General features: G+C 68.5%; 27 protein-coding genes. 8 read left to right on the forward strand and 19 right to left on the reverse strand.

Features of this window, described 5'->3' with window-relative positions; genetic code table 11:
• Positions 1-6 precede the first annotated feature (6 nt).
• Positions 7-1002 (forward strand): transglutaminase family protein, encoded by a 996-nt coding sequence (locus AC3A6J_RS00415; RefSeq protein WP_487857918.1) that lies wholly within the window; start codon positions 7-9, stop codon positions 1000-1002.
• The gene (locus tag AC3A6J_RS00420; RefSeq protein WP_487857919.1) at positions 999-1457 is read left to right on the forward strand and encodes a RidA family protein; all 459 of its coding nucleotides are present in this window, start codon (positions 999-1001) and stop codon (positions 1455-1457) included. The genes AC3A6J_RS00415 and AC3A6J_RS00420 overlap by 4 nt, the downstream gene beginning before the upstream one ends.
• A 29-nt stretch (positions 1458-1486) precedes the next feature.
• Here the strand turns inward: AC3A6J_RS00420 and AC3A6J_RS00425 are convergent, their stop codons facing one another.
• From AC3A6J_RS00425 to AC3A6J_RS00450, 6 genes are all read right to left on the reverse strand, one after another.
• Positions 1487-3856, reverse strand: a complete 2370-nt coding sequence (locus AC3A6J_RS00425; RefSeq protein ID WP_487857920.1) for a phosphocholine-specific phospholipase C — start codon at positions 3854-3856, stop codon at positions 1487-1489.
• Between the two features lie 29 nt (positions 3857-3885).
• Entirely contained in the window at positions 3886-4083 is a 198-nt protein-coding gene (locus AC3A6J_RS00430; RefSeq protein WP_487857921.1) for a hypothetical protein, read from the reverse strand.
• Between the two features lie 172 nt (positions 4084-4255).
• Entirely contained in the window at positions 4256-5869 is a 1614-nt protein-coding gene (locus AC3A6J_RS00435; protein WP_487857922.1) for a GMC family oxidoreductase, read from the reverse strand.
• A gap of 13 nt (positions 5870-5882) precedes the next feature.
• Positions 5883-6884: an ABC transporter substrate-binding protein gene (locus tag AC3A6J_RS00440; RefSeq protein ID WP_487857923.1), complete on the reverse strand. Its 1002-nt coding sequence runs from the start codon at positions 6882-6884 to the stop codon at positions 5883-5885.
• 35 nt (positions 6885-6919) lie between these two features.
• Positions 6920-7741, reverse strand: coding sequence for an ABC transporter ATP-binding protein (locus AC3A6J_RS00445; RefSeq protein WP_487857924.1), 822 nt, complete (start codon positions 7739-7741; stop codon positions 6920-6922).
• Positions 7738-8505 (reverse strand): ABC transporter permease, encoded by a 768-nt coding sequence (locus tag AC3A6J_RS00450; protein WP_487857925.1) that lies wholly within the window; start codon positions 8503-8505, stop codon positions 7738-7740. Before AC3A6J_RS00450 ends, AC3A6J_RS00445 begins: the two co-directional genes overlap by 4 nt.
• Before the next feature lie 110 nt (positions 8506-8615).
• On the opposite strand from AC3A6J_RS00450, the gene AC3A6J_RS00455 reads away from it, so the two are divergent.
• Positions 8616-9350, forward strand: coding sequence for a GntR family transcriptional regulator (locus AC3A6J_RS00455; protein WP_487857926.1), 735 nt, complete (start codon positions 8616-8618; stop codon positions 9348-9350).
• On the forward strand, positions 9347-10528 hold the full coding sequence (locus AC3A6J_RS00460; protein ID WP_487857927.1) for a mandelate racemase/muconate lactonizing enzyme family protein: 1182 nt from the start codon (positions 9347-9349) through the stop codon (positions 10526-10528). The genes AC3A6J_RS00455 and AC3A6J_RS00460 overlap by 4 nt, the downstream gene beginning before the upstream one ends.
• 30 nt (positions 10529-10558) lie before the next feature.
• Here the strand turns inward: AC3A6J_RS00460 and AC3A6J_RS00465 are convergent, their stop codons facing one another.
• The gene (locus AC3A6J_RS00465; RefSeq protein WP_487857928.1) at positions 10559-11347 is read right to left on the reverse strand and encodes a GntR family transcriptional regulator; all 789 of its coding nucleotides are present in this window, start codon (positions 11345-11347) and stop codon (positions 10559-10561) included.
• Positions 11348-11466: 119 nt separating this feature from the next.
• On the opposite strand from AC3A6J_RS00465, the gene AC3A6J_RS00470 reads away from it, so the two are divergent.
• From AC3A6J_RS00470 to AC3A6J_RS00480, 3 genes are all read left to right on the forward strand, one after another.
• A complete protein-coding gene (locus AC3A6J_RS00470; RefSeq protein WP_487857929.1) occupies positions 11467-13197 on the forward strand; it encodes an acetolactate synthase catalytic subunit in 1731 nt (576 codons plus the stop codon).
• Positions 13194-13961 (forward strand): 3-oxoacyl-ACP reductase, encoded by a 768-nt coding sequence (locus AC3A6J_RS00475; protein WP_487857930.1) that lies wholly within the window; start codon positions 13194-13196, stop codon positions 13959-13961. The genes AC3A6J_RS00470 and AC3A6J_RS00475 overlap by 4 nt, the downstream gene beginning before the upstream one ends.
• A 61-nt stretch (positions 13962-14022) precedes the next feature.
• Positions 14023-15015: a Bug family tripartite tricarboxylate transporter substrate binding protein gene (locus AC3A6J_RS00480; RefSeq protein ID WP_487857931.1), complete on the forward strand. Its 993-nt coding sequence runs from the start codon at positions 14023-14025 to the stop codon at positions 15013-15015.
• On the opposite strand, the gene AC3A6J_RS00485 is transcribed toward AC3A6J_RS00480, so the two are convergent.
• The 9 genes from AC3A6J_RS00485 to AC3A6J_RS00525 form a co-directional block, all read right to left on the reverse strand.
• The gene (locus AC3A6J_RS00485; RefSeq protein WP_487858614.1) at positions 15012-15896 is read right to left on the reverse strand and encodes an NAD(P)-dependent oxidoreductase; all 885 of its coding nucleotides are present in this window, start codon (positions 15894-15896) and stop codon (positions 15012-15014) included. The two genes, AC3A6J_RS00480 and AC3A6J_RS00485, sit on opposite strands and share 4 nt — an antisense overlap.
• 49 nt (positions 15897-15945) lie before the next feature.
• Positions 15946-16974, reverse strand: a complete 1029-nt coding sequence (locus AC3A6J_RS00490) for a LacI family DNA-binding transcriptional regulator (RefSeq protein WP_487857932.1) — start codon at positions 16972-16974, stop codon at positions 15946-15948.
• A gap of 73 nt (positions 16975-17047) precedes the next feature.
• The gene (locus AC3A6J_RS00495; RefSeq protein WP_487857933.1) at positions 17048-18046 is read right to left on the reverse strand and encodes a 2-hydroxyacid dehydrogenase; all 999 of its coding nucleotides are present in this window, start codon (positions 18044-18046) and stop codon (positions 17048-17050) included.
• Positions 18047-18054: 8 nt separating this feature from the next.
• Positions 18055-19008: a sugar kinase gene (locus AC3A6J_RS00500; protein WP_487857934.1), complete on the reverse strand. Its 954-nt coding sequence runs from the start codon at positions 19006-19008 to the stop codon at positions 18055-18057.
• Positions 19005-19763, reverse strand: a complete 759-nt coding sequence (locus tag AC3A6J_RS00505) for a sugar phosphate isomerase/epimerase family protein (protein ID WP_487857935.1) — start codon at positions 19761-19763, stop codon at positions 19005-19007. Before AC3A6J_RS00505 ends, AC3A6J_RS00500 begins: the two co-directional genes overlap by 4 nt.
• Positions 19764-20519: an amino acid ABC transporter ATP-binding protein gene (locus AC3A6J_RS00510; RefSeq protein ID WP_487857936.1), complete on the reverse strand. Its 756-nt coding sequence runs from the start codon at positions 20517-20519 to the stop codon at positions 19764-19766. It lies immediately after the preceding gene.
• Positions 20520-20556: 37 nt separating this feature from the next.
• Positions 20557-21354 (reverse strand): transporter substrate-binding domain-containing protein, encoded by a 798-nt coding sequence (locus tag AC3A6J_RS00515; protein WP_487857937.1) that lies wholly within the window; start codon positions 21352-21354, stop codon positions 20557-20559.
• A 162-nt stretch (positions 21355-21516) separates the two neighbouring features.
• Positions 21517-22170, reverse strand: coding sequence for an amino acid ABC transporter permease (locus AC3A6J_RS00520; protein ID WP_487857938.1), 654 nt, complete (start codon positions 22168-22170; stop codon positions 21517-21519).
• A gap of 24 nt (positions 22171-22194) precedes the next feature.
• A complete protein-coding gene (locus AC3A6J_RS00525; RefSeq protein WP_487857939.1) occupies positions 22195-22866 on the reverse strand; it encodes an amino acid ABC transporter permease in 672 nt (223 codons plus the stop codon).
• 207 nt (positions 22867-23073) lie between these two features.
• Here AC3A6J_RS00525 and AC3A6J_RS00530 point away from each other — a divergent pair, with 207 nt between their 5' ends.
• Positions 23074-23856, forward strand: a complete 783-nt coding sequence (locus AC3A6J_RS00530) for a GntR family transcriptional regulator (protein ID WP_487857940.1) — start codon at positions 23074-23076, stop codon at positions 23854-23856.
• A gap of 45 nt (positions 23857-23901) precedes the next feature.
• On the opposite strand, the gene AC3A6J_RS00535 is transcribed toward AC3A6J_RS00530, so the two are convergent.
• Genes AC3A6J_RS00535 through AC3A6J_RS00545 form a run of 3 tightly spaced genes read right to left on the reverse strand, consistent with a single transcriptional unit; the run spans position 23902 to position 25974 of the window.
• Positions 23902-24639 carry an amino acid ABC transporter ATP-binding protein gene (locus AC3A6J_RS00535; protein ID WP_487857941.1) on the reverse strand — a complete coding sequence of 246 codons (738 nt, stop codon included), beginning with the start codon at positions 24637-24639 and terminating at the stop codon, positions 23902-23904.
• Positions 24617-25306 (reverse strand): amino acid ABC transporter permease, encoded by a 690-nt coding sequence (locus AC3A6J_RS00540; RefSeq protein WP_487857942.1) that lies wholly within the window; start codon positions 25304-25306, stop codon positions 24617-24619. Before AC3A6J_RS00540 ends, AC3A6J_RS00535 begins: the two co-directional genes overlap by 23 nt.
• Entirely contained in the window at positions 25306-25974 is a 669-nt protein-coding gene (locus tag AC3A6J_RS00545) for an amino acid ABC transporter permease (RefSeq protein ID WP_487857943.1), read from the reverse strand. Before AC3A6J_RS00545 ends, AC3A6J_RS00540 begins: the two co-directional genes overlap by 1 nt.
• Position 25975: the final 1 nt, after the last annotated feature.

Genomic DNA, 25975 nt, shown 5'->3' on the forward strand with positions numbered 1-25975 from the left:
ACACCCATGCTTCTCCACGTCACGCACGAAACCCGCTACGCCTATTCGCCCCCGGTCGAAACCGCGCAGCACCTGGCCCACCTGAAGCCGCTCGACACCGCGTCGCAGCGCCTCGTGAGCCACCGGCTCACGATCGACCCGGCACCCGCGCACCGCAACGAGGTGCCCGACGTCTACGGCAACACGCGCGCCTTCTTCGCGCTCGATGCCACGCACGAGAGCCTCGTGGTCACGGCCGAGAGCGTGGTCGAGACCTCGGTGCCGCAACTCGCGCCCGGCGTGGCGCGCGCGCTGCCCTGGGAGGCCGTGCGCGAGCGCTTCCGCTACCGCAAGGGCGCGGTGTTCGATGCGGCCTCGGAGTTCGTCTTTCCCTCGCCCTACGTGCCGCGCCACGACGATTTCGCGGCCTATGCGCGCGCCAGCTTCACGCCCGAGCGCCCCGCCTTCGAGGCCGCGATGGACCTGACCGAGCGCATGTACCGCGACTTCGAGTACGACGCCGACAGCACCGAGATCAACACGCCCGCGGTCGAGGCGCTCGCGCAGCGCAGGGGCGTGTGCCAGGATTTCGCCCACATCATGATCGCGTGCCTGCGCGCATTGGGGCTGCCCGCGCGCTACGTGAGCGGCTACCTGCTGACCCAGCCGCCGCCCGGCCAGCCGCGGCTCGTGGGCGCCGATGCGTCGCACGCGTGGGTCGCGCTCTACCTGCCGGGCGGCAGCAGGGGCGACGGCAACAGCGAAGACGCCGGCGGCTGGGCCGAATTCGATCCCACCAACGGCCGCCAGCCCGGCGAGGACTACGTGGCACTCGCCATCGGCCGCGACTATGCCGACGTGTCGCCGATGCGCGGCGTGCTGCACGGCGGCGCGCGCCACACGCTCGACGTGGGCGTGACGGTGCGCCCGCTCGACGAACTGCAGGGCGACGCGGCCGCGCAGGCAGCGCCGTCACAATCACAGACTCAGTTTTCGCAACCCCAGGACAAGGACCCATCATGAGCGTTTACGACAAGCTTTCCAGCCTCGGCATCACCCTGCCCCCGGTGGCCACGCCCGCCGCGGCCTACGTGCCTTTCGTGCGCACCGGCAACCTCGTGTTTCTCTCGGGCCACATCGCACGCAAGGACGGCAAGCCCTGGGTTGGCCAGCTCGGCGCCGATGTCAACACCGACGAAGGCAGGAAGGCCGCGCGTGCCATTGCCATCGACCTGCTCGGCACGCTGCATGCGGCCGTCGGCGACCTGAACAAGGTCAAGCGCATCGTCAAGCTGATGAGCCTCGTCAACTCGGTCGGCACCTTCACCGAGCAGCACCTCGTGACCAACGGCGCGAGCGAATTCTTCGCTGAGGTCTTCGGTCCCGAGAAGGGCGCGCATGCGCGCAGCGCGTTCGGCGTGGCGCAGGTGCCGATGGGCGCCTGCGTCGAGATCGAGCTGATCGCCGAAGTGGAATAAACAACCCCGGCCAAGGCCGCACCGCTCGCTCAGAAGCGGTCGGCCATGCCCATCGCCGGATCGCTCACTGCATGGCGGCCGGTCTCGATCCGGCCCGCAAGGCGGCGGTAGAACGCCTGGTCGGCATCGCAGCGCACGGCCAGGTCGTACCACTGGCCCGATGCCTCGAGGCTCCAGCTCAGCAGGGTCTCGCCGCCACCTTCCACACGCACCGTCCAGTCGTCGTCCGGCCGACCGCCACCATGGCCATGCCCGTGGCCGTGGCCCTTGCCCGGCCCGCCGTCACGGTCGCGGTCGCCGTGCACCCAGCGTCCGCCGCCGAGCACCCGTGGCCGCGCATAGGCCTTGTTCGACTGCACGGTGAAGACGCAGTCGCGGCGCCCGTCGTTGCGCAGCTGCAGGTACAGGTCGCCGCGGCGTGCGTCGTAGCCCACGCGGATCTCGGGCGATGCCGCGCCGCCCGCGCGCAGTGCGTTGAGGTCGCCCTTGAACTGCCGGTGGTAGCCGTTCGGGCCCAGCACCCAAAGGTCGTAGCGCCCGGCGTTGTCGGTCATCGCGTTCCAATGGCCGTCGAGCCGCTTGCCGGGCTCCACCATGTAGCGGCGCGGCAGCTGGTCGGCGAGGTGCAGCTTGTCATAGACATGGAACACCGCCGCGGCGCGCCCGCTGTTGGCGAAGAGCAGCTGGATGCGGCCGTTGGTCGCGTCGCTGCGCGCGCTGGTGTGCAGTTCGTACGGCAGGGCGCGCGAGGGCCGCACGCCGGTGGCCTGCTGCGGAAGCGCGGCATCCAGGGGCGGTTCGATCTTCGGCATGGCCTGCTGCGCGGCGGTGCGCGCATCGACCTCGGCCTTGGTGCTGCGCCCGGACAGGGTCGGCAGCGGCTCGTCGTTGGGACGGTCGAAGTTGAACGCGCTCGTGAGGTCGCCGCAGACCGCGCGGCGGAACGGGCTGATCTGCGGCTCGGCCACGCCCGTGACCTTCTCGAGGAACATCAGCGTGGAGGTGTGGTCGCAGACCTGCGAGTTGACCCAGCCGCCGCGGCTCCACGGCGACACCACCCACAGCGGCACGCGCGGACCGGGGCCGTAGGGGCGGCCGTCCTGCGCGGGCTGCTTGGGCGTTGCCGGCGTCCAGTCGTGGTACTCCACCGCCACGTCGTCGGCCGCCATGGTGGTGCCGCCGGCCAGCGTCCCGTCGGGGTTGCGCGAGGGTGCCGACGGCGTGGGCACATGGTCGAAGAAACCGTCGTTCTCGTCGTAGTTCACGAGCAGCACCGTCTTGCTCCAGACCTCGGGGTTGGCGGTCAGCGCGTCCAGCACTTCTTGCACATACCAGCCGCCCTTGGCCGGGCTCGACGGGCCGGGATGCTCGCTGTAGACCGAGGGCGCGATGATCCACGACACCGCGGGCAGCCGGCCGTTCTGGATGTCCTCGCGGAAGGTCTCTAGGAAGCCGTGCGGCATGGTGTTGTGGAAACCCTTGGCGAGCGGGCTCAGGGTGTCGTCGACCACGGGGTCGTAGAACGGGCCGGCCGCGGTCACCGGCTGCGTGATGTCGGTTGCGGGCACGTACACCGGCCGGCGCGCGGGCGGCATCTGCTCGATGGCCGCGCGCCAGTGGCGAAAACCCATCATCTCGTTGCAGCCGAAGTTGTCGACCAGGCTCTGGTAGACCTTCCACTTCACGCCGGCCTGCTCGAGGCGGTCGGCGTAGGTGGTCCAGGTCCAGCCTTCGGTCGAGGCACCGATGTCGTTGCCGCCGTTGAACTGGTTGTTCAGCGCTGCGATGCGGACCTTGCCGCCGTCGACCGGGCTGATGCCGTTCGGGCCGTTGGTGCCGCTCCAGTAGAACAGGCGGTTGGCGATGGTGCCGGTGTGCATGCCGCAGTGGTAGTGGTCGCAGAGCGTGAAGGCATCGGCGAGCGAGCGCTGGAATGCGACCTCGGCCGCTTCGTAGTAGCCCATCGACAGCGGGTTCTTCGCATCGGGCCACTTGTACATGCGGCCGTGGTCCCACGCAGCCTGCGAGTCGGCCCAGCTGTGCGGCGTGCTGCCGGCGCGCTGCGCGTTGCCCTTGCTTTCGTCGAGGTGGTAGGGCACGTAGGTGGTGGGCGGCGAGGTCTTGGTATAGGTCTGGTGGAAGACGTTCTTGCCGTTCGGCGTGGGCACGGCAAAGCGGTCGCCGAAACCGCGCACGCCCTTGAAGGTGCCGAAGTAGCTGTCGAACGAACGGTTCTCCTGCATCAGCAGCACGACGTGCTTGACGTCCTTGATGGTGCCGGTCTCGCGGTGTGCGGGAATCGCGAGCGCGCGGCGGATGCTCGGCGGAAAAGTGGCCAGCGTGGCGGCGGCAATGCCGGTTCCCGCGGCGCTCTGAAGGAAATTGCGGCGTGAGGTCATGGGGTGTTGTGCTTGTCGTTTGATGGGGCTCAGGGCGCGAAGCTGACGTTGGGCTGCGCCTGTTCCTGCTGGGCTTGCGCATCGGCCACGGCCGGGGCCTCGGTCTTGCTCGACAGGGGGGCGGCGAAGCCCGCCGCGCCGCCGCCACCATCGCCACCGCCACAGGCGCCAAGGCTGGCGATGAACGAAAGCGCGATGCACGCGCGCCAGGAAGTGAACTTGCTCATGGATGACGACTCCGTTGTCCGAACCGAAGAAATCCCTGCCGCCTCGGCAAGGCAGCCGCAAGACTAGGATTTCGAGGTGACAGGTCAACGAACGCGCAGCAGTTCGTGCGCGGTTGATGCGTGCAGCACACGAAGCGTTGCGAGTTGCAACGCGGCGTGCGAACTTAGGAATTCAAGGCTGCGCGAGCACGAGGTCGGCGCCCTTCTCGCCGATCACGATCGCTGCCGCGTTGGTGTTGGCCGAGGTCATCGTCGGCATCACCGAGGCATCGATCACGCGCAGGCGCTCGATGCCGCGCACGCGCAGTTGCGCATCGACCACCGAGCGTGCGTCGCCGCCCATGCGGCAGGTGCCGACGGGATGGAACACCGTGCCTCCCTTCTCGCGCGCGAAGCGCGCCAGCTGCGCATCGTCCTGCACGCCGTTGCCGGGCAGGTATTCCTCGCCGGTCACGAGATCGCGGAACGCGGGCTGCGCATAAATGTCGCGCAGCATCTTCAGGCCCTCGACGAGCACCTTCACGTCGTGCGGCTCGACCAGGTAGTTGGTCGTGATGCGCGGCGGCGCGAGTGGATCGGCGCTCTGCAGCGCGACGCGGCCGCGCGACTCGGGCCGGCACTGCGCGGCCGAAGCCGAGAAGCCCGAGAAGCCGTGCAGCGGATCGCCGGGCTTGTCGACCGACAGCGGCATCACGTTGAACAGCACGTCGGCGCGCGCGTCCTTGGCGACCGGCGTGCGCACCATGCCGCCCACCTGCCCCGCGCCCACGGTCAGCGGGCCGCTCTGCGAGAACAGCCACTGCGCGCCCATCTTTGCCAGGCCGAAGGGGCTTCGCACCTGGTCGTTGAGTGACATGCGCTCGCGCAGCTTGACGATGACGCGCGCCTGGTAGTGGTCTTGCAGGTTGGCGCCGACCTCGGGCGCATCGGCCTCGACCGCGATACCGTGGGCGCGCAGCGCATCGGCCGGGCCGATGCCCGAGAGCTGCAGCAGCTGCGGCGTCTGCAGCGCACCGGCCGCAAGGATCACCTCGGCGTCGGCGCGCGCACTCTGCAATTGGCCGTGCGCGTCGAGCCACTCCACGCCGACGGCGCGGCCCTGCTCGACGAGCAGGCGCGTCACGCGCACGCCGCTGCGCAGCTGCAGGTTGGGCCGCTGCCGCACCGGCGCGAGAAAGGCCGTGGCCGCATCGCAGCGCCAGCGCCCGCCGAGAGTGAGCTGGTAGGTGCCCAGGCCCTCGTCGCGTTCGCCGTTGAAGTCGTCGCTCTGTGCAAAGCCGGCCTGCGCGCCAGCCGCAAGCCAAGCGGCGCAGTAGGGATGGTCGTTGCGCAGGTTCGACACGCGCAGCTCGCCCGCGCCGCCGTGGTACGTCGTCTCGCCGCCGTCGTAGCGCTCGGATTTCTTGAAGAACGGCAGCAGCTCGCGGTAGCTCCAGCCGGTGGCTCCGGCCGCGGCCCAGTCATCGAAGTCGGCGCGCTGGCCGCGGATGTAGATCAGCCCGTTGATTGCGCTCGATCCACCCACCACCTTGCCGCGCGGCCAGACGATGCGGCGGTTGCCGGTCTCGTGCTGCGGCTCGGTCTCGAACTGCCACGAGAAGCGCGTGTCGTAGATCGAGCGGAAGTAGCCCACCGGCAACCTCAGCCAGAAGTGCCGGCTGTCGGTGCCCGCCTCGAGCAGCAGCACGCGCCGGCGCGCATCGGCGCTGAGCCGGTTGGCAAGCACGCAGCCGGCGGAACCGGCACCCACGACGATGTGGTCGAAGCCCTGGGTCGATCCGCTCATCCGCGCCGCGCCCTCACGCCTTGACCAGCGCGGCGAACAGCGCCGGATCGAAGTACTGCTTTGCGCTCAGCGCATTCTGGATGTTGGCGTTCGAGACGAAGAAATCCGTCACCTGCTGCAGCCAGTTGGCGACCGTGCCGTCGGCGTACTTGGCGCGCCACTCGGCCGACGAGTAGTATTTGCTGGCCTTGAACTGCTCCTTGAACTGCGCGAGCGGCACTTCCTTGTACTGCGACTTCTGCAGCGCGGCGGCCGCGCCGTCGGGGTCGTTGACCATGCGCTCGTTGGCGGGCAGCCAGCCGGCGATGAGCTTCTGCAGCACCGGCTTGTTCTTCTCGTAGTAGTCGTTGCGCGCGGCCCAGCCGCCGACGATGGCCGCCTGCGGGAAGAAGGCCGAGGCATCGATCAGCTTCTTTGCGCCGGGCGCCTTCTCGCGCACCGTGGTGTCGAACGGCGACCACAGCGCCACCGCCGGCACCGCACCCGAGATGAACGAGGTCACGGCCTCGGACATGCGCTGGTTGACGATGCGCACGTCCTTGGCCGGGTCGAGCTGCGCCGAGCGCAGCGCGCGGTCGAGGAACACGTGCGCGGTGGTGCCGGTGGTGGTGGAGATCTGCTTTCCCTTCAGGTCGGCCAGCGTCTTCACGCCCGCGTCCTCGCGCACCCAGAGCTGCGCAGTCGCGTACTCGATGTTGTTGATCAGGAACACCTTGCCCTGGCCGCGGGCGGGAAAGTTCGACAGCACCGCGCCGGTGGCCAGCACGTCGAGGCTGCCGCCCACCATCGCCTGGAAGATCTCCAGGCCGGTGGTGAACTGGCGCAGCTGCAGGTCGAGCCCCTGCTTGGCGAACGTGCCCATCTCCTGGCCGAGCCAGATCTGGCCGTCGACGGCGGGCGTGTGCAGGTAGCCCACGTTGACCTTGATGCGCGATTGCGCCCAGGCCGGCAGCGCGAGGCTGGAGGCCGCGACGGCGGCGCCGCCTGCGAGGATTGTTCTGCGTTGGAGGGACATGTCGTTCTTCCTTTCAAGCTCTACCAAAATGAAAATCAATCGGCCAGGCGGACCTGCTGCTTCGATTGGGCCGCGTACTCCTGCATCACCAGTTCGCGGATCTGCGCGCGCAGTTGCGCGAAGCGCGGGTCCTCGTGCACCGCCTCGCCGCGCGGATAGCCGAAGGGCACGTCGATCACGGTGCGGATGCGCGCCGGCCGCGCGGTCACCACGACGATGCGCGACGAGAGATAGATTGCCTCGTCCACCGAGTGCGTGATCAGCATCACGGTCTTGCCCTCGGCCTGCAGCACCTCGAGCAGCAGGTCCTGCATGGCACTGCGGGTCTGCGCGTCGAGCGCGCCGAAGGGCTCGTCCATGAGCAGGAACTCGGGCTTTACCGCATAGGCGCGCGCCAGGGCCAGGCGCTGGCGCATGCCACCGGACAGGTGCTTGGGATGGTGGTTGGCAAAGTCGCCCAGCCCCATGAGCTGCATGTAGCGCTCGACGATGCCGGCATGCTCCGACCTGGGCACGCGGTTGGACCTCAGGCCGAGGCCGAACGCGATGTTCTGCCGCACCGTGAGCCACGGAAAGACGCCGTACTCCTGGAAGATCACGCCGCGGTCGGGCCCCGGCGCCGTCACCGGCTCGCCGTCGAGCAGCACGCGGCCCTCGGTGGGCTGCACGAAGCCCGCGAGCATGTTCATCAGCGTCGTCTTGCCGCAGCCCGAGGGCCCGATGATCGAGACGAACTCGCCCTGGTGGATGTCGAGGCTCACGCCGTCGAGCACCCGCATAGGGCCTTGCGCGGTGGGAAATTCGACCGCCACGTTGTCGAAGCGGATGCGCGGGGTGCCGTTCGCGAGCGTGTTCATGCCAGTCTGTCCTGCCAGGCCACCAGGCGCCGTGTGGCGGCGCGCAGCAGCAGATCCATCGCGAGCGCGATGAAACCGATGGAGATGATGCCGACGTAGATGATGTCGAGCTGGAAGAAGGACGATGCGTTCTGGATCAGCGCACCGAGCCCCTGCTGCGCCGCGATCAGTTCCGAGGCCACGAGCGTGGCCCACGCCACGCCGAGCGATACGCGCACCGCCGTCAGGATGTGCGGCACCGTGAGCGGCACGATCACGCGGCCGAAGATCTCGAAGTCGTTCGCGCCCAGCGTGCGCGCCACGCGCACGTAGATCGGGCTGATCTGCGCGATGCCTTCGTACATCACGATCACGCCCGCGAAGAACGAGGCATAGAACAGGATCACGGTCTTCGCGACCTCGCCGATGCCGAAGTAGACGATGACGAGCGGGATCAGCGCAATCGGCGGCAGCGCACGAAAGAAGTTGATCACCGGGTCGATGAAGCTGCGCACGCCGCGATACCACCCGAGGCAGAAGCCCACCGGAACCGCCGCTGCTGTGCCCAGCGTCACGCCGATGAACACGCGCTGCGTCGACATGAAGATGTCCATGGGCAGCCGGTCGCCCATCAGCGAGACGAAGCGCTCGGCCACCTCGTGCGGCGCCGGCACCAGCGCCGGATTGACGAGGCCGCTGTAGCGCAGGCCATACCAGATGGCCAGCAGCAGCAGCCACGGGACGAGGATCAATGCAGTTCGGCGCGCGGCCGTTCCTTGTCGCATGGGCTTGTTGTCTCCTGCCATCGGCTCAGCATGAAAGAAGTGGCCGCTGGCCCTTCGCTCTGCTATATTGGTTTAAAGGTTCTATAGACCATACCTTTAGAACACTCTCGATGGCAAGTGCGGATTTACCCCTCTTCGGCGACAGCCCCATTCCCCGCTACCTGCAGCTGGCCGACCTGATGCGCCAGCGCATTTCGCGCGGCCTCTGGCCGCAGGGCCACCGCTTGCCGTCGCTCGACGAACTCGGCCAGGAGTTCGGCGTGGCGCGGGTCACCGTGCGCCAGGCGGTCGAGCTGCTCGCGCGGGACGGCCTGCTGTCGCCGCAGCAGGGCCGCGGCACCTTCGTCACTGGCCAGGCCAGCGAGCGCTGGCTCAGCGTCGAGACCTCGCTCGAGGCGCTCGCACGCATGTACCGCGACACCGTGCCGCAGCTCGTCAACATCGACGAATCGACCGTCGCGCCCGCGCTGCGCCCCGGCGAAGGCCGGCCGGCCGATCGCTACGTGTTCATGCGCCGCGTGCACTCGCGCGAGGGCGCACCGTACTGCGTCATCAACATCCACCTGGCGGAGCCCGTGTTCCGCCGCACGCCGAAGCGCTTTCGCGACGAACCCGTGATCCCGATCCTCGTGGGCCTGAAGAGCCTGCGCATCGCCAAGGCGCACCAGGTGCTGACCATCGGCGCCGCCGACATGGAGGTCGCGCGCCTGCTCGGCGTGCCGGTCAATTCGCCGGTGGCCGAGGTACGTCGCGTGTTCCGCGACGCGGACGACTGCGTGGTCTACCTCGGCGAAGTCACCTACCGCGGCGACGCCATCCACCTCGAAATGAACCTGTTGCCATGAACCAAGACAACGCATCCATTCCCACGCCCGCCCTGCCCGTTTCGCCGCTCGCCATTGCCCGCGTGCGCGCGCATGTGTTCCGCTATCCAGTGCAGGTGCCGGTGCGCACCTCCTTCGGCACCATGACCGACCGCCCCGCCGTCTTCGTCGAGGTGACCGACGAGGACGGCGCGAGCGGCTGGGGCGAGGTGTGGTGCAACTTTCCGGGCTGCGGCGCCGAGCACCGCGCGCGCCTGGTGCACTCCGTGATGGCACCGCTGCTAGAAGGCCAAAGCTTCGACGAAGGCCCGCAGCAGGCATGGGAAGCGCTCACGCGCCAGACCGCGGTGCTCGCGATCCAGTCGGGCGAGCCCGGCCCGATGGCGCAGGCCATCGCGGGCATCGACCTCGCGCTCTGGGACCTGGCGGCGCGCCGCGCCGCCCAGCCGCTCTGGCGCTATCTCGGCGGCCAGCCGCGCATTCCCGTCTATGCGAGCGGCATCAACCCCGAGGGCGCGCTCGAGACCGCCGAGCGCATGCGCGCCGCGGGCCACAACGCCTTCAAGCTCAAGGTCGGCTTCGGCGCCGAGCGCGACGTGGGCAACCTCGAGGCCCTGCGCCAGACGCTCGGCGATGCGGCATCGATGATGGTCGATGCCAACCAGGCCTGGTCGCTCGACGAGGCGCTGGCCATGGCGCCGCGCCTCGCACCCTTTCGCCTCGACTGGCTCGAGGAACCGCTGCGCGCCGACCGCCCCTGGCCCGAGTGGCAGCAGCTGAAGGCGGGCTCGCCGGTGCCCCTGGCCGGCGGCGAGAATGTCGCCGGCCTGGATGGATTCGACAGCGCCATCGCCGCGCAGGTGTTCTCGGTGCTGCAGCCCGATGCGGCCAAATGGGGCGGCATCTCTGGCTGCTGGCCAGTGATCGCCAAAGCGCGTGCCGCCGGGCTGCGCTACTGCCCGCACTACCTCGGCGGCGGACTCGGCCTGCTGGCCTCGGCGCACCTGCTCGCCGCGGCGGGCGGCGACGGCCTGCTCGAGATCGATTCGAACGACAACCCGCTGCGCAGCGCGCTGAGTCCACGGCTCTCGCGGATCGACGACGGCTGGGTCACGCTCGACGAGACGTCGGGCATTGGCATGCCCGACGATGTGCTGCAGCAGGCGGCGGCCGTGGCACGGCCCGTGTCGGTCGACTGAACGACGCCGAGACACCGGGCGGCATCGCGCTCACGAAACCGGCGGCGTCTCCGGCTGCCCGGGTCCACCAGCGCCGTTCTTCTTCATGAGGCGGCCGATGTGCTGCCGCTTGCGAGTGCCCTCGATGTTCTTGAAGGCCTGGATCGCCAGCGCCTCGGGGTTCAGCCGCTCCCGCACGGCCGCGAGGATCTTCTCGCCGTGCAGCACGCCGTCGTCGGAGATGGCGCGCTCCAGCTTCTGCGCATCGCGCAGGCGCAGCGCGTCCATGATGTCTTCATGCTTGTGGCGGCCTTCCACGGGCGCGGGCTGCTCGCCTTCGTACAGGTACCGGATGCTCGGCCCCGTGATGGCCCAGAGCTGGCGCAGCAATGAACTGAGGTAGGGCATGTCGGCCGGCGCGTAGAGCGCGAAGTGGAACTCGACGTTGCTGCGCAGGATGTCGTCGGTGTTGCGCGCCTTCTTGGCCGCCATCACCCGTTCGTGGATCTGCGCAAGGCGCGCGAGGCCCTCGTCGTCCCACCGCCCGAGGCCCGCCGTGGCGGCCATGACCTCGAGGCGGATGCGGATCGCGCGCACCTCGGCCAGCCCCTGCACCGTCGGGCTCGGCACGCGGATAGAAAACCCGCGCTGGCCCACCAGGATGTCCTTCGCCACCAGCTGGAGCAGCGCTTCGCGGATCGGCGTCTGGCTGATGCCCGCGAAGTCGCCCGTTTCGGTCATTTCCCGCAGCTTGAAGGCGTGTCCCGGCCGGTACTCGGCGTGGATGAGCTGGTTGACGATCTTCTCTCTGACCACTTCGGTCAGGTTCTTGGCACTCATGAGGACTCGATCCAAGGGTTAACCCCCGTTTGCGACGGGCGTTCGAACGCGTTTTAATGCCAGGAATCTGCAGTATTTTATAAAACACTGCATCCTCCTGACCGACTTTTGATCGCAGCATGTCCAAACCTCTCCAGAACCCCGGCCTGAACAGGCGCGACACCGTGGGCCACATTGTGGCCAGAACACTCAAGAAGCACGGCATCGATCGCTTCTTCGGCCAGAGCCTGCCCAGCATGTTCGTGCTCGCGGCCGAGGAGGTCGGCCTCACGCAGGTGGCCTACCGCACCGAGAACGCCGGCGGCTACATGGCCGACGCGCATGCGCGCATGAGCCACCGGCCCGCGGTGATCACGGCCCAGAACGGCCCGGCCGCGGCGCTGCTCGTCGCGCCGCTCGCCGAGGCGCTGAAGGTGTCGATCCCGGTGATCGCGCTGGTGCAGGACATCGCGCGCGACCAGGCCGACAAGAACGCCTTCCAGGACCTGGACCACATCGGCCTGTTCAAGCCCGTGACCAAGTGGGTGCGCCGCGTGGACGTGGCCTCGCGCGTGGAGGACTACGTCGAGCAGGCCATCATCGCCGCCTGCAGCGGCCGCCCGGGCCCGGTCGTGCTGCTGTTGCCGGCCGACCTGCTGAACGAACCCGGCGTGCGCTCGAGCGTGGCGCGCCCGGCGTCGCTGGGCCGCTTTCCGCTCGACCGCAGCACGCCCGACGCGGCGGCGCTGCGCGAAGCCGTGGCGGCGCTGGCCGGTGCCCGGGCGCCGGTCGTCGTGGCGGGCGGCGGGGTCCATGTCTCGGATGCCTGCGAGGCGCTGAGCGCCTTCGCCGAAGCGCTCGCGCTGCCCGTCGCCACCACCAACATGGGCAAGGGCGCGGTGGCGGAGACGGCCGAGCTGTCGCTGGGCGTCATGGCCAACTGCCTGGGCCCCAACGGGTCGGGGCGCCACCTGAAGGACTTCATCGCCAAGGCCGACGTGGTGTTCCTGGTCGGCAGCCGCACCAACCAGAACGGCACCGACAGCTGGACGCTGTATCCGCCCGGCGCGCGGCTCATCCACCTGGACATCGACGGCCAGGAGATCGGCCGCAACTACGATGCGCTGCGCCTCGTCGGCGACGCCCGGCTCGGGCTCGAGGCGATGCTCGGCATCGCGCGCACGATGGACCTGTCGGCCCGCACGGGCCAACGCGCGGCGCTCGCGGCGCGCATCGCCGAGGGCCGGCAGAAGCACCAGCAGGAATCCGCCGCCGTGCGGCTCGGCAACGACACCCCGATCCGGCCCGAGCGGATCATGCAGGAGCTCGATGCGCTGCTCGGCCCCGACGACACGGTGGTGGCCGACGCGAGCTACTCGACGCTGTGGGTCACCAACTACCTGACGGCGCGCCGCGCGGGGCAGCGATTCATCACCCCGCGCGGCCTGGCCGGGCTCGGCTGGGGCATGCCGATGGCCATGGGCGCGCGGCTGGCGCAACAGGGCTGCCATGTGTTCTGCCTGGTCGGCGACGGTGGCTTTGGCCACGTCTGGTCCGAGATGGAAACCTGCAAGCGCATGGGCATCAAGATCATCACGATCCTCATCAACAACGGCATCCTCGGCTACCAGAAGCATGCCGAGAACCTGAAGTTCGGCGACCACACCTCGGCCGTCGACTTCTCGCCCGTGGACCACGCCGCCATCGCCCGCGCCTGCGGCATCCGCGGCGTGCGCGTGACCGATCCTGCGGACATCGGCGCTGCGCTCCAGGCTGCGAAAGAGGCCGAGGAGGCCACGCTGATCGAGGTGATGTGCGCCGAGAACGCCTATCCGCCGATCACCTTCTACACGCCGGAGAGCGAGGCATGAGCGCGGGCTCGAACAATCCTGCGCGCGTGGCGCTGGTCACCGGCGCGGCCCAGGGCATCGGCCTGGCCAGCGCGGTGGAACTGCTGCAGGACGGACGCACGGTGGTGCTCGCCGACCTGCACCTGCCCGCGCTCGACGCCATTCCGGCGGCGCTGCGCGGGCGCGCATCGGCCGTGCGGCTCGACGTGTCGGACGAGGCGGGCCGCAGGCAGGTGGTCGAAGACATCGTGCGCACGCACGGCGGCATCGACATCCTCGTCAACAACGCCGGCATCAGCCTGAAGAACGCCGAAGGCCGCTCCAACGGCATCCTCGAGGTCGACATGGCGGAGGTGCAGAAGACGCTGGACGTCAACGTGCTGTCGATCGTCCGGCTCTGCCAGCTCGTGCTGCCGGGCATGAAGGCGCGGCGCTGGGGGCGCATCGTCAACGTCTCGTCGCTCGCGGGCCGCGGCAAGTCGATCGTCGCCGGGCCGGCCTACATGCTGACCAAGTCGGCTGTGCTCGGGCTCAGCCGCGCGATCGCCTCGGAAATGGGGCAGTACGGCATCACCACCAACTGCGTGGCGCCGGGCCGCATCCTGACCCAGATGGCCCTGCAGGCCGGCGAGGAAGTCAACCGCCGCTATGCGCAGCAGATCCCGGTCCAGCGCATCGGCGAACCGGCCGAAGTGGGTGCGGCGATCCGCTACCTCTGCAGCGAGGCGGCGGGCTTCACCAACGGCGCGGTGATCGACGTCAACGGCGGCTTCTTCATGAGCTGAGCGCCATCCAGCGGCCCCGCGGGGCCACTTCGACACTTCGGAAAAAACCCAGGGAACCCACATGCAACACCACACTGTCCATCTCGGCAAACGCTCTTTCCTCTCGCGCTGCGCCGCCGCGCTCCTCGTGGCGGGCGCGCCCTGCGCCGCCGTCGCACAGGGTGCGGAAGCCTTCCCCGCGCAAGACCTCGCGCTGATCGTCAACTACGGCGCGGGCGGCAACACCGACGTGGCGGCCCGCGCACTGGGCAACACGATGGAGCTCATCCTCAAGAAGACCGTCGTCATCCACAACCGGGCCGGCGCGCAGGGCACGCTCGGGGTCTCGAACCTCGCGCGGCAGAAGCCCGACGGCTACACGCTCGGGGTGGTGACCTTCTCGACGATCGCGATCACGCCGCACCTGCTGAAGGTCGACTACACGGTGGACGATTTCGACTTCATCGCGGGTGTCGCGCGCTATCGCTACGGCGTGGCGGTGCGCGCCGATTCGCCCTACCAGACCATGGCCGACCTCGTGGCCGCCGCCAGGCAGGGCAAGGGCATCTTCTTCGGTGCGCCGTCCGCGCCCAACAACGTCGCCATGCACGAACTCGGCCGCAAGACCGGCGGAAAGTTCGAGGAGGTGAACTACAAGTCCGGCACGGAGACCGTCGCCGCGCTGCTCGGCGGCCAGGTCGACGTGATTGTGCAGAACCCGTCGGACATCCTTCCGCATGTGAAGGCCGGCAAGATGCGCTTCCTCGCGAGCGCCAGCCCGATGCGCTGGAAGGAGCTGCCCGAAGTGCCCACGCTCAAGGAACAAGGCTACGACGTCGAGATCGACTCCTGGATCGGCCTGGCGTACCCCAAGGGCACGCCCAAGGCCATCCGCAGCAAGATGGAAGCCGTGGCGATGACGGCCACGTCGAGCGCCCAGGTCGTGCGCACATTCGAGAGCGCCGGCGTGGACCCGGTGGCGCTCTCGGGTGCCGACTACCGCAAGAAGCTGGTGGAAGGCCGCGAGGTCATGGGCGCGGCGCTCAAGGCGGCCAAGCTGCCCCGCACGAACTAGCTTTGCTGCGCGAGCAGCGCCACCAGCTCGGGCACGTAGCGCTGTGCCCCGCCCTGCTCCACCGCGCCCGCATAGGTGCCGAGCACCGCATCGGCAATGGCGCGCGCCGCGTTGGCGCCGCCCGCCATCTCGGTGTAGTAGCCCAGGTCCTTCTGCGCATTGCTCATCGCGAACTTGAGCCCGCTCGGGTCGCCGGCCGTGATGAAGCCCCTGAGCCGCTCGAGCGCCACGCCGCCGCCGCCGCCCTTGGCGAGCACGTCGACGAACACGCCCGGGTCCACACCCGCACGCTGGGCGCAGGCCGCGGCTTCGGCGATCAGCGCCACGGCGCCGAGCGACACGTAGTTGTGCAGCAGCTTCATGCCGTGGCCGGTGCCGACGGCGCCGGTGTGCACGATGTTCTCGGCAAAGCACGAGAGGATCGGACGACATTCGTCGAGCAGCGCGGCGTCGCCACCGACGAGCAGGTTCAGCCGGCCCTCGGCAGCCTCCTTGGGGGTGCGCGTCATCGGCGCATCGAGAAAGCGCCCGCCCGCGCGCTGCACCGCCTCGGCCACGCGCTCGGTCGAACCCGGGATGGCGGTGGAGCAGTCGATCACGATGGTGCCGGGCTTCAGGCCCTGCAGCAGGCCGCCGTCGCCGAGCACCACGGCCTCGACCTGCGGGGAACCGGTGACGCAGACGATCAGCACCTCGGCGCCGCGTGCCAGTTCGGCGCCGCTCGCGGCGCTCTTCGCGCCCGCGGCCTGGAGTGCGTCGAGCGGCTGGTTGCCCGGATGCTCGAGCACGGTGAGCGGATGGCCGTGCTTCACGAGGTTGCTGGCGATGCCGTGGCCCATGAGGCCGATGCCGACCATGCCGATGGCGGCTTTCTTCTTCATGTCATTCATTGCTGAGGATTCCTGATGTGCTGCAGCCGCCGATTGTCATTCAGCCAGGCCCGGCCGACGAGCCGCGCACGACCAGTTGCCCCGGCAGCAGCATCTGCCGCGCCGGGCCTTCGAAGCCGCGCAGTCGCTCGATCAGGCAGGTGGCCGCCGCGCGGCCGATGGCATCGGTCGGCTGGGCCACGGTAGAAAGCCCCGGCCCGATCAACGGCGCCCATTCGGTGTCGTCGAAGCCGACGAAGCCGAGCTCTTCGCCGAACTGCCAGCCCAGGCGCGCCATGGCTTGCGCCACGCGCAGCGTGACCACCGCGTTGCCCGCGACCACCGCCGCACGGCGCCCGCGCTTCGCACGCCGGTGCAGCGCACGCAGCGCCTCGTCGAGCCCTTCGTTGTCGCCCTCGACGCTCTCGAACACCTCGCCGGCCACACGCGGCTCGTGCGCCGCCACGCAAGCGCCGAAGGCCGCGGTGCGCTCGCGCCGCGAACTCACGCCCTGCTGCGGCTCGGTCACGTAGAGCAGCTCGCGGTAGCCACCCTCGACGAGATGGCCGCAGGTGTTCTTCATCGCGTCGGCGTTGTCGAGCGAGACGAAGTCGGTGTGCATGCCGGCATGGCGCCGGTCGACCAGCACCGCGGGCTTGCCGTGCAACGTGACCGCGTCGACCACGTTGCTGCCGCGGCCCAGCGTGTTGAGGATGTAGCCGTCGACCTGGTAGCCCGACAGCGCATGGATGGCCTCGCGCTCGCGTTCGCTCTCGTTGCCGAGGTTGAACAGCATCACGAGGTAGCCCGCGTCCTGGCAGGCCTTCTCGGCGCCGCGCAGCACCGCCACCGAGTAGGGGTTGGTGATGTCGGCCACGATCAGGCCGATGAGGCGCGAGCGCCCGTGGCTCAGCGCCTGCGCCATCGGGCTCGGCGTGTACGCCAGCTCGGCGATCGCCGCTTCCACGCGCGCGGCGATGTCGCGGCTCAGCAGGCGGTCGCGGTGGTTGAGAAAGCGCGAGACGGTGGCCTTGGAGACGCCCGCCGCGGCGGCGACATCGGCGATGGTGGCGCGGCCGCTGGCTTTCATGGTCTTGCTCCTGCGCCGCTGGCCCCCACCCCTGCCCTCCCCCAGAGGGGGAGGGAGAAAGACGAGGTCGCGCTCATGCGGCGGCCGTGTCGAAGCGCGCCGTCGGCTTCTCGCCGGCCAGCACCTGCAGCAGGTTGGTCGTTGCCAGTTCGGCCATCGCATGCCGCGTCTCGTGCGTGGCCGAGCCGATGTGCGGCAGCGGCGTCACGCGCGGGTGCGTGCGCAGCGGCGAATCGGCCGGCAGTGGCTCCTTCGCGAACACGTCGAGGCCGGCGGCGCGCAGCGTGCCGTGGTCGAGCGCGTGCAGCAGCGCTGCCTCGTCGACCGTGGCGCCCCGCCCGCCGTTGATGAAGGCCGCCTGCGGCTTCATGCGCGCGAAGAACGCCGCATCGATCATGCCGCGCGTGGCCTCGGTCAGCGGCAGCATCGCGAGCACGATGTCCGAGCGCGCGAGCAGGTCGTCGAGCGGCGTGTGGGTGGCGCGGCCCTGCAGTTCGGGCGCCTGCGCGGCCAGGTCCACCGGACGGCGCGAGTGGTAGAGCACCGGCATGCCGAAGCCCAGCGCAGCGCGGCGCGCCACCGCCTGGCCGATGCGGCCGAAGCCGAGGATGCCGAGCGTCTTGCCATGCACGTCGGTGCCGAACAGGTCTTCGCCGATGTTCTTCGTCCAGCGGCCTTCGCGCACGAGGTTCGAGAGCTCGACCACGCGGCGCTGCGTCGCCATCAGGATCGCGAAGACGGTGTCGGCCACCGTCTCGGTCAGCACGTCGGGCGTGTGGCACAGCACGATGCCGCGGCGGTGCAGCTCGGCGAGCGGATAGTTGTCGACGCCGACCGACACGCTCGAGATCACCTGCAGCTGTGGTGCCGCATCGAGCAGCGCCGCATCGACCGGATGGCTCGACCCGATGAGCCCGTGCGCGCTGCCGAGCGCAGCCGCGAAAGCCTCGGGTTCCTTGCGCGGATCGGCCACGGTCACGTGGTGCGCGGCCGAAAGGCGCGCAAGCTGGTCGCCAGGGAGTGCCCGGAAGACCAGCACGTTCCTCTTGTTGCTGTTGTCGGTGGTTTTCATCATGTTCTTCAAAGCCCTGCCCGATCGAGTTCGGCCCGCGTCGGCAGGCCCTCGGTGTCGCCCAGCACCTGCACCGCGCGCGCGCCGATCCAGGCGCCGCGGCGCACCGCCTCGGGCAGGCTGCGGCCTTCGAGCAGCGCGCTCACCACGCCGACCGCAAAGCCATCGCCCGCACCCACGGTGTCGACCACTTCGTCGACCGGAAAGCCCTCGACGCGGCCTGTGCCGGCCAAGTCGCTGTCGTAGTAGGCGCCGTCGGCACCGAGCTTCACCACCACGAGCTTCGCACCGCGTTCGCGGTAGAACCGTGCCACCGCCTCGGGTTCGCTGTGGCCCGTGAGCAGCAGCCCTTCCTCGATGCCGGGCAGCACCCAGTCGGCGCGCGCGGCGAGTTCGTTGATCCAGTGGCGCATGGTCTCGGTGGACGACCAGAGCGTGGGGCGCAGGTTGGTGTCGAACGAGATCGTGCGGCCGGCTGCGCGCATCACGTCCATCGACTTGAGCGCGGCCTGCAGGCTGGTCTCGGAGATCGCGGCGAACACGCCGGTCGCGTGCAGGTGCCGCGCCGAACGCAACCAGTCCTCGTCGACATCCTGCGGGCCCATGTGGCTCGCGGCGGAGCCCTTGCGGTGGTATTCGACCGGCGGATCGCTGCCGTCGGTGACGCGGCCCTTGAACTGGAAGCCGGTGCGCTGCGCCGGATCGCAGGTCACGTGCGAGCAGTCGATGCCCTCGGCCTGCATGGTCGCGAGCAGTGCGCGGCCCATCGAATCGGTGCCGAGCCGGCTGGCCCAGCCCACCTTGAGCCCGAGCCGCGAGAGGCCGATGGCCACGTTGGTCTCGGCACCCGCGGTGCGCTTGTGGAAAGACTGCGCGTTCTCGATCGGGCCGGGCCGGTCAGCTACGAGCAGCAGCATGGCTTCGCCGAACAGCGCGACATCGAAGGCGGTGGGTGGTGTCATGGATGCTCCAGGGCCCGTGCAGCACGGATGAAGGCGATCTGGGCGCGCGTGACGGCCTTGAGATCGTCGCCGACGAGCGGGTATTCGATGGCATGCGGCACGTCGGACGGCAATGCGCGCAGCACCGCGCGCCAGGGCGCGGCAGAGTCATCGAGCGGCACCGCGACCCACTTGTGGGCAAGGCGTTGCGCCCCCTTGCAATGCACGTAGCGCACGCGGTGGCCGAGCGCCTTCGCAGCCTGCAGCGGGCATTCGCCGAGCCAATGCCAATTGCCCATGTCGAAGGTCATGCCGAGCGAAAGGCCGGCGCGGTCGGCCGCATCGAAGAAGGCCTGCAGCGCGGCCAGCGTGCCGGCACGCGGCGTCTGGTCGTTCTCGATCAGCAGTTCGATGCCCGTGTCGGCGAGCAGCGTCTCGACTTCGCGCAGTGAGCCCTGCGACGACGACGCACGGAAACCGCCGATCGCCATCTTGAGCCGCTTCGCACCCAGCCGCGTGGCCGATGCAATGCCGCGCAGCAGCGCGTCGGCGTCGAGCCCACCGCTCTCGGCCCAAAGGCCCTCGGGGCTCGAGAACACCGAGGCAAGTCCGTGTAGCGCGGGCAGTTCGGCTTCGGCGTCGCGCAGCATCTCGCCGCGCACCTCGACCGAATCCGCGCCCGCCGCGCGCGCCAGTTGCGAACACCAGAGCTGGCCGTGCCGGCCCACCTCGGCCGCCCCGAAGGACGAGAGGGAAATCAGGACCTCGAACGACATTCAGCTCTGTGCCTGGTGCGAACTGAGGATCTGGCCGAGGAACTGGCGCGTCTTCTCGTGCTGCGGGTTGCCGAAGAACTGCTCGGGCGGCGCCTGCTCGACGATCTTGCCGTCGGCCATGAAGATCACGCGGTCGGCCACGCTGCGGGCGAAGCCCATCTCGTGGGTCACGCACAGCATGGTCATGCCGTCTTCGGCCAGGCCGATCATGGTGTCGAGCACCTCCTTGACCATCTCGGGATCGAGCGCCGAGGTGGGCTCGTCGAACAGCATGATCTTGGGCGTCATGCACAGCGCGCGCGCAATCGCCACGCGCTGCTGCTGGCCGCCCGACAGCTGGCTGGGGTACTTGCTTGCCTGCTCGGGGATTCGCACGCGCGTGAGGTACTTCATGGCAACCTCCTCGGCTTCGGCCTTGGACATGCCGCGCGAGCGCATCGGCGCGAGCGTGCAGTTCTCGAGGATCGTGAGGTGCGGGAACAGGTTGAACTGCTGGAACACCATGCCCACTTCGGCACGCACCGCGTCGACGTTCTTGCCGCCCGCGGTCAGCTCGATGCCGTCGACCACGATGCGGCCCTTCTGCACTGTCTCGAGGCGGTTGATGCAGCGGATCAGCGTCGACTTGCCCGAACCCGAAGGCCCGCAGATCACGATGCGCTCGCCCTGGCGCACGTCGAGGTCGATGCCGGTCAGCACCTGGAAGTCGCCGTACCACTTGTTGACGGCTTCCATGCGGATGATGGGTTCGGTCATGGACTTTTCACTCCGTTTGTCGTGTCCGCTCCGGCGTTTACTGCATCTTCGGCAGGTCGGCCTGCAGCCACTTCTGGTAGAGCTTGTTGAGCTCGCCGTTGGCGGTGTTCTTCTGCACGAATTCGTTGACCGCCTTGGTCAGCTCTTCCTGGCCCGGACGCATCGCGATGGCCATCGCCTGCTGCACCAGCGTGAACTTGTTCTCGTAGGTGCCGGCGGGCACGCGCTTGGCGATCTGGGCGGCCACGGTCACCGAGCAGCCGATGGCATCGACCTGGCCGGAGATCAGCGCCTGCATGGCCGAGGCGTCGTCGTCGAAGCGACGGATCTCGGTGCCTTCGGGCGCGGCCTTCGTGACGGCCACGTCCTGCGTGGACGCGCGGGCCACGCCCACGCGCAGGCCCTTCAGGTCGGCGGCGGACTTGATGGCCTTCTTGCTCTCGCCATACAGCACGATCGTCGCGGCCGCATAGGGCTGCGAGAACTGCACCTGCTTGGCGCGCTCGGGCGTGACGGCGAGCGAGGCCACCAGCAGGTCGACCTTGTTGGTCAACAGGAACGGAATGCGGTTCGGGCCGGTCACCGGCACGATGTTGGCCTTCACGCCCCAGTCCTTGGCGAGCAGCTTCGCCACGTCGGCGTCGTAGCCGTCGGGCTGGTTCTGCAGGTTGGTGGTGCCGTAGGGCGGAAAGTCGACCAGCATGCCGATGGTGATCTCGCCCTTTTTCTTGATGTCGGCCACGGTCTGTGCCGAGGCGAAGGGAGCGAACACGGTGAGCGCGGCGCCGAGGCCGAGGGCTGCGAGCGCGATGCGGCGCGTGGGGGTACGGGTCATGGAATGTGTCTCCTGAAAAAAGTAGGAATGCAACGAGAAACTCAGCTTGATTGACGATTTATTCGTGGAACACCGCGGAACCGGCTTCGCCGGGCCGCTGGTGTTGCCCCCGGCGAGGGGGTTGGCGAAGCGACACGAAGTGCGCGAAGACTGGGGGAGTACTCATCTCGCCAGCGCACGCGCGCGCTTGCGCTCCATGCGTCCCGCCAGCAGCGACAGCGGCCAGCAGATCGCGAAGTAGATGCAGGCCACCACCGAGAACACGATCAGCGGCTGGAAGGTCGCGTTGTTGACGATCTGCCCGGCCCGCGTGACCTCGACGAAACCGATGATGGCCGCGAGCGAGGTGCCCTTGATGATCTGCACCAGGTAGCCCACCGTGGGCGCGAGCGCGATCTTGAAGGCCTGCGGCAGCACCACGTCGCGCATGCGGTCGCGGTACCGGAGGCTCAGCGCCTCGGCTGCCTCCCACTGGCCGCGCGGAACGGCTTCGATGCAGCCGCGCCAGATCTCGCCGAGGAATGCCGCGCTGTTGAGGATGAGCGCCAGCCCGGCGGCGACCCAGGGGTTGATGTCCAGGCCGAGCACCGGCGCGCCGAAGAACACCAGGAACAGCTGCAGCAGCAGCGGCGTGCCCTGGAAGATCTGGATGAAGGTGGTCGAGATGCCACGCGCCCAGCGCGAGCCGGAGGTGCGCGCCAGCGCGATCGCCAGCCCCAGGATCGCGCCGCCCACGAACGCGATGGCCGAGAGCGCCAGCGTCCACTTGGCCGCTTCGAGGATGAACAGAAATTCGGGAAAGCCGAAGGTACGCATGTTGACTTCTTCCTGTCGTGCTATCTATCGGCGGTCGGGATAGTTGAGCGTGCGCTTGTAGATCAGCTTGAAAAGCGCGGAGAACGCCATTGCCAGCGCGAGGTAGATGCCCGCCACCACGATGTAGATCTCGAAGCTGCGGAAGGTCTGCGACTGCAGGTTGGCGGCCACCGAGGTCAGGTCGTCGGCCGAGATCACCGACACCACGGCCGAACTCAGCATCAGCAGGATGAACTGGCTCGTCAGCGCCGGATAGATCGCCTTCAGCGCGGGCTTGATGATCACGAAGCGGAAGATCTCCCACGGCTTGAGGTTCAGCGCCCTGCCGGCCTCGATCTGCCCCTTGGGGATCGACTCGATGCCCGCGCGGATGATCTCGGTCGCATAGGCGCCGAGGTTCACCACCATCGCAACCAGCGCGGCCGTCTGCGGCGACCAGCGCAGGCCGATGGCAGGCAGCGCAAAGAAGAAGAAGAACAGCTGCACGAGGAACGGCGTGTTGCGGATCACCTCGATGTAGGCATTGATGATGAAGCGCAGCCAGCCCGGCCCCGAGGTCTTGCCCCAGGCGCAAAAGATGGCGACCACCAAGCCCAGCAGCGTGGCCGAGAGCGAGAGCTGGACCGTGATCCAGGTGCCCTTGAGCAACAACGGCCAGGCGGCGAAGACGGCGTCGAATTGGAACTGGTAATTCATGTCGGCGGCGGTGCACGGGGGACCGTGCGGGGCCTCGAAAGCAATGCTTGCAGCTTATATGAAACCGGTTTCAGTTCACGTTAGGGATTTCCCGTACATCACGTTCGGTGCGCAGTCCCCGTGGGCTTTCATCAGGTCGCGCCCCGCAGCCGCGCGGCTGTCGTATGCTCTGCTCCGGCGATTGCACACAGTTTGTAGACAAAACATATGAAATCCACGGTCGCAACCAAGTCCACGGCAAAAGCGACGGCGAAGAAGCCCGGCGCACCCAAGAAGATGGTGTTGCGTGGACGTGCTGCCGCACCGCGCCCCGCGCCGACCGATGAAGCAGCCCACCTCGGGGCGGACACGAATTCTCCCAAGAACCTCACCGACCGCGCCTATGAAGTGGTTCGCCGCCTGATTCTGCAGCGCGAACTCACGGGCGGGGAAGTGCTGGTCGAAGGCCGGCTGGCGGAGCGCCTGCGGATGTCGCGCACGCCGTTGCGCGAAGCGCTGCTGCGGCTCGAGGGCGAGGGCCTGCTGGTGCGCGCCAACGCACGTTCGTATGCGGTGCGCCGCATCACCGCGTCGCACTACTTCCAGTGCCTGCAGGTGCGCGAGCGCCTCGAGTCGCAGGCCGTGTCGCTGGCCCTGGGCCGCGTGCCGGTGAAGGACATCGAGGCACTGCGTGCGGCGATCGTGTCGCTCGAGCCGGGCCACCAGGGCTCCGGCCACTGGCAGGCCGACGACCAGATCCACGGGCTCTTCGCGCGGGCATCGGGCAACGAGATGCTCGCGGAGACCATTGCCCACCTGCGCGTGCTGTGCCGCCTGTTCGAGGTCGTCGACCCGTTCAACCGCATCGAGGAAGACCGCGTGGAGCATCTCGCGATCCTCGACGCCTACGTGGCGGGCGACGCGCGCGCCGCCGAAGATGCGGTGGTGGCGCACCTGCGCAACCTCGCGCGCTACACGCTGTCGCGGCTCAGCAATGGGCTCGTGATCTGAGAAAGCCCTGAGCGAAGCGGCCGCGCAGCCGCTTCGCCCCGCAACTCAGTGCCGCAGGATCTTCCCCACGAACTCGCGCGTGCGCGCCTCGCGCGGGTCGTCGAAGATCTGCTGCGGCGTTCCGGCCTCGACAACGCGGCCGCCGTCCATGAACACCACCTTGCTCGACACCTCGCGCACAAAGCCCATCTCGTGCGAGACGATGAACATGGTCATGCCTTCGGCCGCGAGCATGCGCACCGTGTCGAGCACCTCGTTGACCAGCTCGGGGTCGAGCGCGGCGGTCACCTCGTCGAGCAACACGATGTCGGGCTGCAGCGCGAGCGCGCGTGCGATTGCCACGCGCTGCTGCTGGCCGCCCGAGAGCTGGTCGGGGTACGACTTGAGCTTCTCGCCGAGGCCGACCTTCTCGAGCAGGCCGATGGCGTAGTCCTCGACCTGCTTGCGCGGCCGGCCCTTCACCTTCACCGGGGCCACGGTCACGTTGTCGAGCACGGTCATGTTCTGGAACAGGTTGTACTGCTGGAACACGATGGCCATGCGCGAGCGGATGCGCTTGAGCTGGGCCCGGTCGCGATGGTCGAGCACCTCGCCGTCGATGCGCACCCTGCCGCCGATCGGCGGCAGCAGGCCCACCAGCACCCGCAGCAAGGTGCTCTTGCCCGACCCCGAGGGGCCGATGAGGCTGACGATCTCGCCTTTCTCGACACTGAGGTTCACGCTTTCGAGCACCGTGTGGGCGCCGTAGTTGGCCTTCAGGTCAACGATTTCGAGCAGGGGCAAGTTTTCTCTCCAAATAGAGGCCGAACCGCGAGAGCGGATAGGACAGCATGAAATAAAGGACGAGGACCGTGCCGTAGACGAGCGCGGCCGAGAAGCCCTTGTTGTTCATCGTCTTGCCGGCAAAGGCCAGCTCCACCACGCCGATCTGCGATGCGAGCGCGGTGTCCTTGATGAACAGCACGAAGAAGCCGAACACCGGCGGCAGGATGATCTTCCAGGCCTGCGGCACGATCACCAGGCGCAGCGTCTGCAGGTAGCCGAAATTCATCGTGACGGCCGCATCCCACTGGTTCTGGTGCACCGACTCGAGGCCGCTGCGCACGATCTCCGCGATGTAGGCGGTGGCGATCAGGCACACGCTGATGAGCGCCACCGAGAACATCGACAGGTCGGCGTTCAGCGCCTGGAAGATGAAGAACACCAGCATCAGCGTGACCAGGAACGGGATGCGCCGGAACAGCTCGATGAAGAGCTGCGCCGCGAGCCGCAGCGGCCAGAGCGCGCGCAGCGTGCTCAACCGCACCGCCGCGAGGCCGAAGCCCAGCGTGAAGCCGGCCACGCAGCCGATGGCCGAGAGCGCGAAGGTCGCGCCCAGCGCCTTCGCGAAGAACAGCAGGTTGTAGTAGCTGAAGAAGCGCGGCAGCTCCTCGACGATCTGGCCCCACATCAGAACCACCTCATCTTGGCGCGGAACACGCGGCGTCCGACGAAGGCGAGCGACAGCGTGGCGATCAGCGTGATCACGATGTAGAGGCCCGCGGCCACGGTGAACACCTCGATCGAGCGGAAGGTCTCGGCGTTGATGTTGTAGGCGCGCCCGGTGAGCTCCTCGACACCGAAGACCGCGGCCATCGAGGTGCCGAGCGTCATCAGGATGTACTGGTTCGACAGCGGCGGAAAAAGCACGCGCACGATGTGCGGCAGGATCACGTAGCGAATGGTCTGCATGCGCGAGAAGCCCAGCGTTTCGGCGGCCTCGAGTTCGGGCAGGCGCACCGATTCGAAGCCCGCACGCTGTATTTCGGTGAGGTATGCACCCGCATTGAGCGTCATGCCGATCAGCACCGCCTGGTACGGCGACAGCAGGATGCCCGCATCGGGCAGCGCAAAGAAGATGAAGAAGATCTGGATCAGCTGCGGCGTGTTGGTGAAGAACACCACGTAGGCGCCGACGATGCGCCGGGCCCAGCCGGGGCCGTAGGCGCGCACCGATGCGCCGCCCAGGCCGATCAGCATGCCGAACGCAAACGCGAGAAACGCGATCTGCAGGCTCAGCCAGGCGCCGCCCGCCAGATAGGGCAGGCGCTCCAGGATCGGCGTGAAGTCGAACTGCATG

The sequence above is a fragment of the Variovorax sp. Soil_C_39 genome (assembly GCF_057656815.1).

What these genes read in the sequence shown, in the direction of transcription:
- AC3A6J_RS00465 (WP_487857928.1), bottom strand. Translation starts at nt 11,347, where the DNA reads ATGAGTGCCAAGAACCTGACCGAAGTGGTCAGAGAGAAGATCGTCAAC.
- AC3A6J_RS00460 (WP_487857927.1), top strand. Translation starts at nt 9,347, where the DNA reads ATGAACCAAGACAACGCATCCATTCCCACGCCCGCCCTGCCCGTTTCG.
- AC3A6J_RS00495 (WP_487857933.1), bottom strand. Translation starts at nt 18,046, where the DNA reads ATGAAAACCACCGACAACAGCAACAAGAGGAACGTGCTGGTCTTCCGG.
- AC3A6J_RS00455 (WP_487857926.1), top strand. Translation starts at nt 8,616, where the DNA reads ATGGCAAGTGCGGATTTACCCCTCTTCGGCGACAGCCCCATTCCCCGC.
- AC3A6J_RS00440 (WP_487857923.1), bottom strand. Translation starts at nt 6,884, where the DNA reads ATGTCCCTCCAACGCAGAACAATCCTCGCAGGCGGCGCCGCCGTCGCG.
- AC3A6J_RS00525 (WP_487857939.1), bottom strand. Translation starts at nt 22,866, where the DNA reads ATGAATTACCAGTTCCAATTCGACGCCGTCTTCGCCGCCTGGCCGTTG.
- AC3A6J_RS00475 (WP_487857930.1), top strand. Translation starts at nt 13,194, where the DNA reads ATGAGCGCGGGCTCGAACAATCCTGCGCGCGTGGCGCTGGTCACCGGC.
- AC3A6J_RS00485 (WP_487858614.1), bottom strand. Translation starts at nt 15,896, where the DNA reads ATGAAGAAGAAAGCCGCCATCGGCATGGTCGGCATCGGCCTCATGGGC.
- AC3A6J_RS00515 (WP_487857937.1), bottom strand. Translation starts at nt 21,354, where the DNA reads ATGACCCGTACCCCCACGCGCCGCATCGCGCTCGCAGCCCTCGGCCTC.
- AC3A6J_RS00510 (WP_487857936.1), bottom strand. Translation starts at nt 20,519, where the DNA reads ATGACCGAACCCATCATCCGCATGGAAGCCGTCAACAAGTGGTACGGC.
- AC3A6J_RS00490 (WP_487857932.1), bottom strand. Translation starts at nt 16,974, where the DNA reads ATGAAAGCCAGCGGCCGCGCCACCATCGCCGATGTCGCCGCCGCGGCG.
- AC3A6J_RS00425 (WP_487857920.1), bottom strand. Translation starts at nt 3,856, where the DNA reads ATGACCTCACGCCGCAATTTCCTTCAGAGCGCCGCGGGAACCGGCATT.
- AC3A6J_RS00540 (WP_487857942.1), bottom strand. Translation starts at nt 25,306, where the DNA reads ATGTGGGGCCAGATCGTCGAGGAGCTGCCGCGCTTCTTCAGCTACTAC.
- AC3A6J_RS00505 (WP_487857935.1), bottom strand. Translation starts at nt 19,763, where the DNA reads ATGTCGTTCGAGGTCCTGATTTCCCTCTCGTCCTTCGGGGCGGCCGAG.
- AC3A6J_RS00415 (WP_487857918.1), top strand. Translation starts at nt 7, where the DNA reads ATGCTTCTCCACGTCACGCACGAAACCCGCTACGCCTATTCGCCCCCG.
- AC3A6J_RS00520 (WP_487857938.1), bottom strand. Translation starts at nt 22,170, where the DNA reads ATGCGTACCTTCGGCTTTCCCGAATTTCTGTTCATCCTCGAAGCGGCC.
- AC3A6J_RS00545 (WP_487857943.1), bottom strand. Translation starts at nt 25,974, where the DNA reads ATGCAGTTCGACTTCACGCCGATCCTGGAGCGCCTGCCCTATCTGGCG.
- AC3A6J_RS00470 (WP_487857929.1), top strand. Translation starts at nt 11,467, where the DNA reads ATGTCCAAACCTCTCCAGAACCCCGGCCTGAACAGGCGCGACACCGTG.
- AC3A6J_RS00445 (WP_487857924.1), bottom strand. Translation starts at nt 7,741, where the DNA reads ATGAACACGCTCGCGAACGGCACCCCGCGCATCCGCTTCGACAACGTG.
- AC3A6J_RS00450 (WP_487857925.1), bottom strand. Translation starts at nt 8,505, where the DNA reads ATGCGACAAGGAACGGCCGCGCGCCGAACTGCATTGATCCTCGTCCCG.
- AC3A6J_RS00480 (WP_487857931.1), top strand. Translation starts at nt 14,023, where the DNA reads ATGCAACACCACACTGTCCATCTCGGCAAACGCTCTTTCCTCTCGCGC.
- AC3A6J_RS00435 (WP_487857922.1), bottom strand. Translation starts at nt 5,869, where the DNA reads ATGAGCGGATCGACCCAGGGCTTCGACCACATCGTCGTGGGTGCCGGT.
- AC3A6J_RS00420 (WP_487857919.1), top strand. Translation starts at nt 999, where the DNA reads ATGAGCGTTTACGACAAGCTTTCCAGCCTCGGCATCACCCTGCCCCCG.
- AC3A6J_RS00430 (WP_487857921.1), bottom strand. Translation starts at nt 4,083, where the DNA reads ATGAGCAAGTTCACTTCCTGGCGCGCGTGCATCGCGCTTTCGTTCATC.
- AC3A6J_RS00500 (WP_487857934.1), bottom strand. Translation starts at nt 19,008, where the DNA reads ATGACACCACCCACCGCCTTCGATGTCGCGCTGTTCGGCGAAGCCATG.
- AC3A6J_RS00530 (WP_487857940.1), top strand. Translation starts at nt 23,074, where the DNA reads ATGAAATCCACGGTCGCAACCAAGTCCACGGCAAAAGCGACGGCGAAG.